The sequence below is a fragment of the Dysgonomonas sp. ZJ279 genome (assembly GCF_011039205.1).
In the GTDB taxonomy this organism is placed as follows: Bacteria; Bacteroidota; Bacteroidia; order Bacteroidales; family Dysgonomonadaceae; genus Dysgonomonas.
The window spans coordinates 18,989-31,510 of record NZ_JAAKEL010000008.1 but is presented as its reverse complement, the minus strand read 5'-3'; the positions used below and the strand labels follow the sequence as shown (position 1 = coordinate 31,510).

Here is a 12,522-nt window from a genome sequence, read left to right as displayed (position 1 = left end):
CAGCGAAAGTGTACATTTGTGCCACGATTTGTTGGATGGCTTATTAGCCTGTTATCAGCCATTTTACGACCAAGCTACAGCAAAATATAAAACATAAACAATGGAACTCAGAAAGCAATATATAGTTTACATCCCCTTCCTCTTTTTGTTGGCGTTCGTTTTTATTCTTTTCAACTGCGATGTATCTTCTCCCTTAACATTTAAATATTTTGGAGACAGCTCTATATTTATGGCAATGGGTAAAATGTTTTTAGAAGGGAAAGTTCCATATGTTGATTTCTTCGATCATAAAGGGCCTTCTTTCATCTTGCTAGAAGCGTTCGGACAGATTTTAGCTCCCGGTAGACTGGGCATATTTTTTCTCGAAGTGCTAAATTTATTTTTTGTACTCGTATTTATAAGTAAGATTGCTGGTTTACTGCTCGATAAAAAACGGAAAATACTCTTGTGTTTGATCTTCCTTATTTTTTCATCTCGAATTATAAGCAGAGGGAACACAACAGAAGAATTTAGCTTAATCCCACTTTTTATCTCATTATTTCTTGTTTGCAAGTACTATTTTAAAACCAAAGAAATCTCGGTGATGGATGGCTTTTTATTGGGTATATGCTTTTCTTTTCTTTTTTGGATGCGCATGAATAATGCAGGAGCTATTGTTGCTATCTGTGTCTTTATATTTATTTCTACAATCATAGATCGGGACTACGTTTCTCTAAAGAAATTAATCTTGTTCTTCTGTTTAGGGCAATTGCCTCTGAGCCTTCTCTATATCGTCTATTTTAGTTATCACGGTGCGTTGTACGATTTGATGTATGCCAACTTTATATTTAATTTTAGATACGTAAATTCATTCTTGTCATTTGAAGGTGAAGCATTTTGGGTAAATGTAGTTGTATTGATAGTGCTCGTTATTGGTTCAATCCTACATTATCGGAAGGAGAAGGATTATAAAATTTTCATATTCACTACTCTTCTTTTCTTTTTTAGTTTCATTACTATAAATATTGGTTACGCTTTCACTCATTACTTCATACTTATTTGTCCAGCTTTTGTTTTCGGATGTTTACTTATCTTGAATTCTATTGATAACGATAAGTTGATTAAGGGAGGGTTGCTATTGGCTGCTATAGCATTTCTCGGATTGTTGTCTCGTTCTGCGTATTATATAATAAAAGAAGGGGAGAGCTTTAAACTGGAAGCCGCTAATTATAAAAAGCATGTGTATGCACTTATAGATCAAATACCCGAAGAAGACAGGGATAAAATTTATTATTATATGGTAGATGTGAATTTTTATGTATTGGCTGATATAAGTGCTAATCATAAATATTTCGCTTTACAGGAATGGCATGGATTGCACGATGAGAGTGTATTTCATGAAATCAACGAAATGATGCGATCGACCCCTCCTCCGTATGTTATGCTGCCAAAAGATAGGAAAAGCTTGTTCGAAGGAAAAGAATACGCTAATCCCGAATTTACCCAGATACTGAGGAATAATTATAATCTTTTTGTCGAAAATGACGACTTTATTATTCTGAAGTTACTCTGATTCAAAGTTTCTTTTCTCGATTGAATGTATTAGTTTTGCAGACTATAAATTAGAATCATCAGGACTACGATACCCAATGTTTACGAGTAGAGGGGCGTCTTTGTCTTTATTTCTTTGAGTATGAAAAGAATATATTTAATCTTCATCTTATCTTATATTGTAATTTATCCAATATATTCGCAATCACCCATTCGGCGTCAGGTTGCAACGCCTAAAGTCCCCAATCAGGTCGATATAGATTATTACTCAAAAAAGAATTGGCTGATGGCCGGTTCGCAGGTTTTTGGTCTGAATATGGGTATTTGGGCTTTCGACAGGTATATACAAAAAGGAGATTTTGCTTACATAAGCATGAATTCCGTAAAAGATAATTTCAAGCATGGATTCATTTGGGATAATGATAAGATGGGTACCAACATGTTTCTACACCCCTATCATGGTAGTTTGTATTATAATGCTGCCCGGTCTAATGGATTTAATTATTGGGAATCGGGTGGGTTTGCTCTGGCTGGTAGTGCTATGTGGGAGCTGTTTATGGAATGTGAGTTCCCGTCCACTAATGATATAATTGCAACCCCGATAGGAGGTATGGCTTTGGGTGAAGTTTTTTATCGAACATCCGATCTAATTCTGGATGACAGGAGAACGGGTAGTTCGCGTTTTGGTCTCGAAGCCGCCGCATTTCTAGTTTCGCCTACACGTGGTTTGACACGTATTATCAATGGTGATGCCTGGCGCAAGCGATCTACTTCCGGTAAACAATTTGGTGTGCCCGATGTAAAAGTCGATGTGTCTTTCGGGATACGTGCGTTGGAACTTAAAGATGAGGTGTTCGATCAGGGACTAGGGTTTGCATCGGAGGTGAATGTAGAATATGGTGATCGTTTTGCAGGTGATAATGCGAAACCTTACGATTTCTTTACATTCAGAGCCAATCTGAATGGACAAGGTTCTCAGCCGCTTCTTGGTCAGTTAAATATAATGGGACGACTTTATCTTGCCGAACTGATGGAGACAGAGAAGGATTTCTTAAGTATCGGTGTCTATCAGCATTTCGATTATTACGACTCAGATACAATCTCGGATGTATCGGCAAAAATACCGTATAAATTGTGTACCCCTGCTTCTTTTGGTGTTGGTCTGATTTACCAGAATAAGAGGTTTCGTAACTGGAGTATGGATGCTTTTGCACATGCCAATGCTATTCTTCTGGGAGGGGCGCTTAGCGACCATTATCAGGTGGATGAACGAAACTATAATCTAGCAAGTGGATTTAGCGTGAAAACAGGAATAAATATAGCGTACACAGATCGTTTTTCAGTATCATCTACCTACGAGATGTACCGCATGTTTACGTGGAAAGGTTATCCGGATGATATTAATTGGGACGATTTTGATAGTAAAACCCTCAATGCGCAAGGCGATAGATCGCAGGCAGTGCTTCATGTTACCAGCCTGCAGGCCGAACTGAAACTAAAAAAACAATGGTATCTGACAGGGATGTTTATAAACTATACGCGTGATACTAACTACAAAAAGTTCGAGGACGTATTTTCTAAAACATCAGAAGGGCGTTTAATGCTGACCTATAAATTCTAGTTTCTGTGTTATTCCGCTACTTTATAGGGTAGGAATAAATGCTTAACTAACTCGCCCTCTGTTAAAAAAACAGTGAGTAAATATTCATTTTCAGACACAGCATCGATAACCGCCTGCTTTTCGATAATCCTGCGATTCAGTTTGTGCTTCGATAAAAATTTCTTATCCTGACCAATGTCATAAAGCAATCGCTTTCTTATCTTTTTCTCAATTCTATCTTCCCAGAATCCGTGGGGACGAATCTTGAAGTTGCAGTAATAATCGGTCTTAAGTAAATCCAGTAAATCTATATCTTTAGATAATAGGAAATGGTGTAAATTGAGGAACACATCTTCTAGGCGATAACCATGATGAGGATATTGTTGTACTTTGTAGAACTGTCCTATTTCGTCGAATAATTCAAAGTATTTGTCTTTGTAATGCGATTCAAACAATCTATTGAGTGTTCTTGTGAATTTGCCGCTGTTCCAGTACTTCTCTAAAGCATGTTCGGCTTCGTGGATACGCTCCAGTTCTTCTTGCGAAATACAGTTGTTATATTCTATTTCGTAAGGAGCCGATTGGTTATATTTGTAGCCAAAAAGATCGGCATTTTTTCGCAGGCTTGTTCCCCGAAGCATTTTCAGGAAGCCAAGTTGCACCTCTTTTGCTTTCAGCGCAAAAACATCATTGAACGATTTTATGAATCGCTCTAATGTTTCGTAAGGCAATCCGGCGATGAGGTCGAGATGCAAATCTATCTTTCCTCCATCCATTAGCTTTTTGATATTGCCGGCAAGCAGGTCGAAATCTTGTTTTCTTTTAACTGCAATGTTAGTCGGTTCATGTGTAGATTGAATTCCAATCTCAAATCTGAAATGTTTTAGCTTAAGATTTTGGTTCAGATAATCTATTATATCATCCGATAGCAGATCTGCATATATTTCGAACTGGCAACTTAAATTAGGGCGATAGTTCTCTATCAGGAAATCGAAAATGGCATGTGTATGATCCTTATTCAGGTTAAATGTACGGTCTAAGAATTTGATTTGTTTTGCACCGTTATCAATCAGGTATTTCAGATTGTGGAAAATATATTCCTGTGGATAATAACGCACCCCTTTTTCTAAAGAAGACAAGCAATACTGACACTGATAAGGGCAGCCTCGCGAAGATTCGAAGTAAACAAGTTTATTTTTCATAGCCTCCTTGTCTTCTTCAAGGGTATAAGGAGATGGTAGGGTTGCGATCTTATTCAGATCGGCTCTGGCTATTTCTTTACTGATATATCCTTTGTGCGATACTCCTTTTATTTCGGTTTGTACACCACTTTGTATAGCTTCCAATAGCTCACCCAATACAAATTCACCTTCGCCGCTGATAATATAATCGATATCCCATTTATCCAGGAAAAATTGCGGTTCGTAAGTGACCTCAGGACCTCCCAAGATGATAATTATATTGGGATTCTTTTCTTTAAGAATATTAATCAGCTTATTTGTTTGCTCTACATTCCAGATATAAACAGACATACCCAGAATGTCGGGATTCTGATTTAGGAGGTCTTGAGCAACAGCTTCGATATCTTCTTTGATAACATATTCTCTAAATGAAAGATCGAATCTGTCTTTATTGGCAACATAAAGCAGTCGCAAGGCAAGCGATGTATGTATATATTTAGCGTTTAGCGTTGTGAGAATTGTTTTCATGATACAAATATACGAATTAAAAAACAGCTTTGTAATGGTGTTGCGAAAGGCCAGAGCTAAACATCTCCCAATTATAATATAAGTTAATCTTTGTTTATTTTTTGAGCAGTTAATCACCTTTTGTTGTTGTGGTTTCGCTAAATCGTATTCGTACATATTCCTCAGTTTTGATATGGATTTCTGTGTTTTTCTCTATTGTGTATCGTTTTAATTGTTGTGTATTCAGTGTTATATGAGTGTCTTTTTGTTGTTGCTATCTTTATTCCATTTTTTTTGTATGTGGAAGGTTTGCGAATGTCTATACACATTTAAAGCATCTCTCTTGCTGTTAACTTAAAATTCCCTAAAATTATTTTGCTAAATCTTGTTGAACAATAAATCTAATCTTGATGTTAATCAATGTTGTCACAGATACGTAAATTCTTTAAATGATACGATATGAAACTGATTATTTTCTTATTCTTGTCTTTTGTGATTGTTAGCACGGCTTTTGGGCAAGTGGTGAAAGGGAAAATAGTTAATGACAACGGTAAACCTATCGAAGGAGTCCAAATTTTCAATACAAGGACAAATGAACACACCCATACAAATGAATTTGGCATATTTACAATAGATAAAACAAACTCAACCGATATTCTGTCAGTAGGAGTTTTGGGTTTTAAGACGCGCGATGTTAGAGCCAGTGTGTCAGAATCCGATCCGATTGTTTTAGATGAAGATATTTTAAGGCTAGAAGAAGTTGTTATACGCCCCAAGCTTGCGAGTTTAAATTTTATCACAGCCATTGACCTCAAAGTTACTCCGGTAAACTCATCACAGGAAATACTTCGAAAAGTGCCCGGGCTATTTATAGGGCAACATGCAGGTGGGGGCAAGGCAGAACAGTTATTCCTGCGTGGCTTCGATCTCGATCATGGTACCGATATTGCCATCTCGGTCGATGGTATGCCGGTTAATATGGTTTCGCATGCCCATGGACAAGGTTATGCCGATCTGCATTTTCTGATTCCCGAAACAGTAGACAAGATAGATTTTGGCAAAGGCCCTTATTATGCAGATAAAGGTGACTTGGCAACAGCCGGATATGTAGCTTTCAAGACGAAAGAAAAATTAGATAAAAGTACTGTAGGGGTAGAACTCGGGCAATTCAACACAAAGCGGGTGATCGGTCTTTTTAATATTCTCGATCAGGATAAAGCTAATCAAGATGCTTATATTGCCACAGAATATTTGCTTACCGACGGTCCTTTTGATGCTCCGCAGAATTTCAAGCGAATAAATCTTTTCGGAAAATACACATCACGATTTAATGATAACAGCAAGTTTTCTTTAACCGTATCTCATTTTACAAGCAAATGGGATGCTTCTGGGCAAATACCTCAGCGCTTGGTAGACGATGGTACTATCTCATGGTTTGGTGCTGTGGATGATACAGAGGGCGGTAATACATCGAGAACGAATGTCAATGCCGCTTATTTCAAAGCTATTGATGATAATACGTATTTTAAAGCCAATGCTTTTTATAGCAAATATAAATTTGAGCTCTATTCGAATTTTACTTTCTTTCTCGAAGATCCAATCAATGGCGACCAGATAAGACAAAAAGAGAACAGGGATATTTTCGGGCTTAACAGCGAATGGGGCAAGACGCTCTATCTAGGAGATGTTAAGACGGCTATACAAGGTGGTGTTGGATTTCGTTCAGATGCAACTAAAGATACTGAATTGTCGAGAACTAAAGAGCGCTATACTACACTCGAGAATTTGATGCTCGGTGATATAGATCAATCCAATATATTTGCCTATGCCGGTGCGCAGTTCGAATTTGGAAAACTGACAGTTGCTCCCGGGGTGCGTATCGATCAATTTCAGTTCAACTACCAAAATAAGCTAGATACTATTTTTCAGAATAAAGGAGCTCAAAAAACTTTACTTTCGCCTAAGCTGAATTTCATATATACAGAGAACGATAATCTGCAGTTTTATCTTAAATCGGGAATGGGATTTCATTCGAACGATACCCGTGTGGTGGTTTACGACAAAGATAAAAAAACGGTTCCCCGTGTCTTTGGTTCCGATTTGGGTAGTATCTGGAAGCCGATTCCCCGCCTTATTGTTAACAGTGCCTTATGGTATTTGTATTCCGAGCAAGAATTCGTTTATGTAGGTGATGCAGGTATTATAGAGCCGAGTGGTAAAAGTCGGAGGATGGGAGCTGATTTAGGAATTCGTTACCAATTAAATAATTGGTTGTTTTTAGATGCTGACGCTAATTATGCATTTGCCCGTAGTATCGATGAGCCTAAAGGAGAGAATTATATTCCTTTGGCACCCGATTTCACAAGTACAGCAGGGATTAGCTTGAGTAACTGGAAATCTTTTTCGGGTAGTTTCAGGTTTCGGTTTATGAACAATCGTCCTGCAAATGAAGATAATTCGATTGTCGCAGATGGATTTACAGTATTCGATGTCAACCTCAATTATCAATACAAGGGATTGCTGGTTGGAGCGAGTATCGAGAACCTCTTTAATACGAAATGGAAAGAGACCCAGTTTGCCACAGAATCGCGATTGCAAAATGAACCTGAAAGTGTTGAGGAGATACATTTTACACCCGGAACACCCTTCTTTTTCAGAGCACGTGTGGCATATAGTTTTTGATAAAATAATGATACTATCTAAATGTTGAATGGGTGGTGATAAAATTCATTGTTTTTAGTTTTAAGGGTTAGCGTTATCATCTTTTTTATAAATAAGTCTACTTAATAACTTTTCGTATATTTAATTTAGGTTAATTTGTTTTATTTATTAAAATAAATAACATATAATTTTATTTTGTTTAAATATTTGTTTAAATGAGGTTCTTCTCACTTTTTTAGTAAAATGTATCTATTTTTTCTAATATTCTATCATGTTGTAAAGCATATAGACACGTTTATCATAATCGTAACACCTTTTCTTTTTGATGTATATAATTGATAATTAGTTGTTTGATTTGTGTATTTCTTTCATGTATTGCTATGTGTTAAATTTAATCGGATTGTATTAAGTTAAATTTTACATTCTTTTTTGTGATAAAATGATACTTTTCTATTTCCCTTAAAAACAAATTATATATATAATATGTTATAATACTCAATTGAAAGATAGCTTGTGTTATTGATTATTTACCATATTTATTTAATTAATTAAAAATCCCAATTATGCATTTAACACCAAGAGAAGCGGAAAAACTGTTGCTACACGTCGCAGGCGAAGTAGCAGCTAAACGTAAGCAACGCGGGTTGAAATTGAATCATCCTGAATCCGTAGCTTACATTTCCACTCATTTGCTCGAAGCAGCACGTGATGGAAAATCAGTAGCAGAACTGATGCAATATGGAGCAACCTTGCTCAAGAAAGAAGATGTGATGGAAGGAATATCAGAAATGATTCCCGATGTTCAGATTGAGGCGACTTTCCCCGATGGGGTTAAGCTGGTTACAGTACATAACCCAATACGTTGAACAATTTAAATTCAAACAATTATGATACCCGGAGAATATTTTATAGCAAAAGGGGACATTGAATGCAATGTTGGCCGCAAAACAGTAAAAATAAAAGTTACCAATACTGGTGACCGTCCCGTACAAATAGGATCACACTACCATTTTTTTGAAGTGAATCGTGCAATGAGTTTCGATCGTGCAAAAGCATTTGGATCACGTCTTAATATCGCAGCCGGAACAGCGGTTCGATTTGAGCCGGGAGAAGAAAAAGAGGTTGAACTTGTAGCTTATGGTGGCCTGCACCGTGCATTTGGAAATAACAATTTAGTTAATGGCGATACTACACTTGAGTATAATAAGGAACATAGTCTGGAATTGTTAAAGAGTAAAAAATTTAAAAATAAATAAGCCATGAGTTTAAAAATAGATAGAACCAAATATGTCGGCATGTATGGCCCGACTAAGGGAGACAAAGTGCGCTTAGGCGATACAGAGATTATTGTTGAAATAGAAAAAGACTATACCGTATATGGCGAAGAAAACAAATTCGGAGGAGGTAAAACTATCCGTGACGGTATGGCTCAATCAAGTGTAGCAACACGCGACCAGGGAGTTTTGGACATGGTAATAACCAATGTTGTCATTATCGACCATTCGGGTATTGTGAAAGCCGACCTGGGTATTAAAGATGGTAAAATTGTGGGCATCGGTAAAGCCGGTAATCCTGATACTATGGACGGAGTTGCTCCTAATATGATTATTGGAGCTTCGACCGAAGTACATGGTGGACAGGGTTTAATTGCTACTGCAGGTGCTATCGACACCCATATTCACTATATCTGTCCGCAACAGGTAGAGCATGCTCTATATAGTGGTACCACAACCATGATTGGTGGAGGTACAGGTCCTGCCGATGGTACAAATGCAACTACAGTAACTCCGGGACCATGGCACATCGAACGTATGCTACAAGCATTGGAAGGTCTGCCTATGAACTTTGGTCTGTTCGGAAAAGGAAATTCATCGACCGAAGCTCCTCTGATAGAACAAATAGAAGCAGGTGCTTTAGGTTTGAAACTACATGAAGACTGGGGTACTTCTCCCGCTACTATTGATACTGCATTAACTGTAGCAGACAAGTACGATGTTCAAATCGCTATCCATACCGATACATTGAACGAAGCAGGATTCTTGGAAGATACTATCAATGCAATCAACGGGCGTGTGATCCATACATTCCATACCGAAGGTGCTGGTGGCGGACATGCTCCTGATATCATCAAAATAGCGATGTATCCGAATGTACTACCTGCATCTACGAACCCTACTCGCCCTTATACAGTAAATACGATTGATGAGCATCTTGATATGTTAATGGTTTGTCACCATTTGAAACGTACTATTCCTGAAGATGTATCATTTGCCGATTCACGTATCAGACCTGAAACTATTGCAGCAGAAGACATTCTGCACGATATGGGTGTATTCAGTATCATGAGTTCCGACTCTCAAGCTATGGGACGTATTAGCGAAGTAACTATTCGTACTTGGCAAACGGCTGATAAAATGAAGAGACAAAGAGGTGCTTTGGCTGAAGATAAGGGCAAAAACAATGATAATTTCAGAGCAAAAAGATATGTGGCAAAATACACTATCAATCCGGCTATAGCACAAGGTATTTCTCAATATGTAGGTTCTATCGAGCCGGGTAAATTTGCCGACATCGTATTGTGGAAACCGGCTTTCTTCGGTGTTAAGCCCGAAATTATTATCAAAGGCGGAATGATGATCGCTGCACGTATGGGTGACCCTAGTGCATCTATCCCAACTCCTCAACCTGTTATGTATCGTAATATGTTCGGTGCATTTGGTAAAGCTCTTTCTAAAACATGTATCACATTCGTATCTAAAGTGTCTTACGACAACGGTACTGTACAAGGATATGGTTTGGAAAAACTTCTTCTTCCTGTTTCGGGATGTAGAAATGTATCTAAGAAAGATTTGATTCACAATGACAAGACTCCGGAAATCACTGTAAATCCTGAAAATTACGAAGTGAAAGTAGATGGCGTTAAGATCACTTGCGAACCGGTAGATACTGTTCCATTGGGACAACGCTACTTCTTGTTTTAAAACAGAAGAAGCTTAACATATCAATAACCGGAATGGTTCGGCCATTCCGGTTGTTAAATAACAAAAGGAAAAATACTAAATAGCAAAAAAATCATGGTAGTAGAACAAATAGCAGGAAACCTGAAAGACGTAAAAGTTGCAGATCGCAAAGTCGAATTAATACAGATGGAGTGGTTTGAAGCGAACAAACGAATACAAAGACGCAAAACAATTGATGGAACAGATGTTGCAATCCGCTTTATGAAAGAAGGTCAACGTCTCCGTCAAGATGATATACTGTATATGGATGACGATAAAATAATCGCTGTAGATATACTGCCGTGCGATGCCATACAAGTTACACCCCACACAATGCTGGAAATGGGGAGTGTCTCTTACGAGATCGGGAACAAACATTTACCCGTTTTTATCCAAGACGATTTGATTCTCATACCTTACGAAGAACCAATCTTCAAATGGCTGAAAGCTAGTGGCTATCACACGGAAAAAGTACATAAAAAACTTCTCAATATTGTAAATGCAAGTGTGCAGCCACATAGTCATTCGCATGGAGAAGGAAGCTCCATCTTTTCTAAAATAATGGGATTAGCTAAATAAAAAACAGAACATTTATGAATGCTTATATAGGGAAGTTACTGCACTTATGCGATCCGACTCTGCCAATTGGGGGATACTCCCATTCGAATGGTTTGGAGTCTTATGTGCAGCATAAAATAGTGAAAGATGATGCTACTACAGAATCATTTGTTCACAATATGATTACAAATAATGTGTTGTACAACGATGCTTCCTTTGTAAAGCTGGCATATGAGACTGCTATGAATAATGATATAGCCGCTTTGATAGCTCTCGACCAAGAATGTGCAGCATTGAAAGCCCCTGTCGAAATAAAGCAGGCTAGCCGAAAGTTAGGGGTAAGACTATTTAAAATATTCGACAGACAAGTAACATCTCCTATCATCGAAAAATACCAGGAAGCTATTAATTCGCAAGAGGCAGAAGGGCATTATTCGGTTACATTCGGGTTGTATGCCGCTTTGTTCGGAATACCTATTAGTGAAGCAATTTACGCTTTCTTCTACAACTCGGCTGTAGGTATGGTAACAAATGCTGTTAAACTTGTGCCTTTGAGTCAACTTTCGGGGCAGGATATTCTATATCGGATGCAAGATGTAATCCAATCGGTAGTACCCAAAGTCTTAAGCCTTGATAGAAGCCTTGTCGGGTTCTGTAATATCGGCTTTGATATACGCTGTATGGAGCACGAGAAGTTGTATTCCCGCTTATATATGTCTTAATGTAAAAACAGATTATTAGAATAAACGAGTAACTCATTTATGTGGGTTATCAGTACTTTATATTATTATTAAAAAACAAAAGAAAATGAGCAAGAGAAAATATGTAAAAGTTGGTGTAGCAGGTCCTGTAGGATCAGGAAAAACAGCACTATTAGAACGCCTTTCACGCAGGTTGATGAATGAATATAGCATAGGCGTAATCACAAACGACATCTACACAAAAGAAGATGCTGAGTTTTTAACAAAAAACAGCCAGTTACCTCAAGACCGTATTATCGGTGTAGAAACAGGAGGATGTCCTCATACAGCGATACGCGAAGATGCAAGTATGAATCTTGAAGCTGTCGATGAAATGGCAAACAGATTCAGCGATATACAAATCATCTTTATCGAAAGCGGTGGTGATAACCTTTCGGCAACATTCAGTCCCGATCTGGCAGATGTAACCATTTTTGTAATAGACGTGGCCGAGGGTGATAAAATACCAAGAAAAGGTGGTCCCGGTATTACCCGCTCCGATCTTCTTGTAATAAATAAAATAGACTTAGCCCCTTATGTTCTTGCCGATCTTGGCGTTATGGAGCGCGATTCTAAAAAAATGAGAAAGGGAGCACCTTTTGTGTTTACCAACCTTATGACTTTAGAAGGTTTGGATACAGTAATCGCATGGCTTAAAAAATATGCATTACTCGAAGATATCGAAGAGCCTAAAGGTTTAATTAGATAAGTGATATAAACTCAGCCGGGCAATCGCCTTAATGGTG

At 37.9% G+C, this 12,522-nt stretch carries 9 protein-coding genes and 1 pseudogene; 9 read left to right on the top strand and 1 reads right to left on the bottom strand.

Features of this window, described 5'->3' with window-relative positions; translation table 11 throughout:
• Positions 1 to 100 precede the first annotated feature (100 nt).
• Positions 101 to 1,552: a hypothetical protein gene (locus G7Y57_RS10640; RefSeq protein ID WP_165023670.1), complete on the top strand. Its 1,452-nt coding sequence runs from the start codon at positions 101 to 103 to the stop codon at positions 1,550 to 1,552.
• Positions 1,553 to 1,672: 120 nt separating this feature from the next.
• The gene (locus G7Y57_RS10635) at positions 1,673 to 3,151 is read left to right on the top strand and encodes a DUF3943 domain-containing protein (RefSeq protein ID WP_165023667.1); all 1,479 of its coding nucleotides are present in this window, start codon (positions 1,673 to 1,675) and stop codon (positions 3,149 to 3,151) included.
• An 8-nt stretch (positions 3,152 to 3,159) separates the two neighbouring features.
• Here G7Y57_RS10635 and G7Y57_RS10630 read toward each other — a convergent pair whose 3' ends face one another.
• Positions 3,160 to 4,839 (bottom strand): B12-binding domain-containing radical SAM protein, encoded by a 1,680-nt coding sequence (locus G7Y57_RS10630; RefSeq protein WP_165023664.1) that lies wholly within the window; start codon positions 4,837 to 4,839, stop codon positions 3,160 to 3,162.
• A 438-nt stretch (positions 4,840 to 5,277) separates the two neighbouring features.
• On the opposite strand from G7Y57_RS10630, the gene G7Y57_RS10625 reads away from it, so the two are divergent.
• From G7Y57_RS10625 to ureG, 7 genes and pseudogenes are all read left to right on the top strand, one after another.
• Positions 5,278 to 7,500 carry a TonB-dependent receptor gene (locus G7Y57_RS10625; protein WP_165023661.1) on the top strand — a complete coding sequence of 741 codons (2,223 nt, stop codon included), beginning with the start codon at positions 5,278 to 5,280 and terminating at the stop codon, positions 7,498 to 7,500.
• Positions 7,501 to 8,042: 542 nt separating this feature from the next.
• Complete coding sequence (gene ureA, locus G7Y57_RS10620; RefSeq protein ID WP_165023658.1) at positions 8,043 to 8,345, top strand: urease subunit gamma; 303 nt, start codon at positions 8,043 to 8,045, stop codon at positions 8,343 to 8,345.
• A gap of 21 nt (positions 8,346 to 8,366) precedes the next feature.
• Positions 8,367 to 8,666: pseudogene (ureB, locus tag G7Y57_RS17995) on the top strand (urease subunit beta); the annotation flags it as partial.
• Positions 8,667 to 8,738: 72 nt separating this feature from the next.
• Complete coding sequence (gene ureC / locus G7Y57_RS10610; protein ID WP_165023652.1) at positions 8,739 to 10,460, top strand: urease subunit alpha; 1,722 nt, start codon at positions 8,739 to 8,741, stop codon at positions 10,458 to 10,460.
• Between the two features lie 93 nt (positions 10,461 to 10,553).
• Positions 10,554 to 11,057 carry an urease accessory protein UreE gene (ureE, locus tag G7Y57_RS10605; RefSeq protein ID WP_165023649.1) on the top strand — a complete coding sequence of 168 codons (504 nt, stop codon included), beginning with the start codon at positions 10,554 to 10,556 and terminating at the stop codon, positions 11,055 to 11,057.
• A gap of 14 nt (positions 11,058 to 11,071) precedes the next feature.
• Positions 11,072 to 11,758: an urease accessory protein UreF gene (locus G7Y57_RS10600; protein ID WP_165023646.1), complete on the top strand. Its 687-nt coding sequence runs from the start codon at positions 11,072 to 11,074 to the stop codon at positions 11,756 to 11,758.
• An 85-nt stretch (positions 11,759 to 11,843) separates the two neighbouring features.
• Positions 11,844 to 12,485, top strand: a complete 642-nt coding sequence (ureG, locus tag G7Y57_RS10595) for an urease accessory protein UreG (protein WP_165023643.1) — start codon at positions 11,844 to 11,846, stop codon at positions 12,483 to 12,485.
• Positions 12,486 to 12,522 lie beyond the last annotated feature (37 nt).

Excerpts from the sequence above, each read along its gene's own strand:
- ureE (WP_165023649.1), top strand. The coding sequence starts at position 10,554 with ATGGTAGTAGAACAAATAGCAGGAAACCTGAAAGACGTAAAAGTTGCA.
- ureG (WP_165023643.1), top strand. The coding sequence starts at position 11,844 with ATGAGCAAGAGAAAATATGTAAAAGTTGGTGTAGCAGGTCCTGTAGGA.
- G7Y57_RS10635 (WP_165023667.1), top strand. The coding sequence starts at position 1,673 with ATGAAAAGAATATATTTAATCTTCATCTTATCTTATATTGTAATTTAT.
- G7Y57_RS10625 (WP_165023661.1), top strand. The coding sequence starts at position 5,278 with ATGAAACTGATTATTTTCTTATTCTTGTCTTTTGTGATTGTTAGCACG.
- G7Y57_RS10640 (WP_165023670.1), top strand. The coding sequence starts at position 101 with ATGGAACTCAGAAAGCAATATATAGTTTACATCCCCTTCCTCTTTTTG.
- ureA (WP_165023658.1), top strand. The coding sequence starts at position 8,043 with ATGCATTTAACACCAAGAGAAGCGGAAAAACTGTTGCTACACGTCGCA.
- ureC (WP_165023652.1), top strand. The coding sequence starts at position 8,739 with ATGAGTTTAAAAATAGATAGAACCAAATATGTCGGCATGTATGGCCCG.
- G7Y57_RS10600 (WP_165023646.1), top strand. The coding sequence starts at position 11,072 with ATGAATGCTTATATAGGGAAGTTACTGCACTTATGCGATCCGACTCTG.
- G7Y57_RS10630 (WP_165023664.1), bottom strand. The coding sequence starts at position 4,839 with ATGAAAACAATTCTCACAACGCTAAACGCTAAATATATACATACATCG.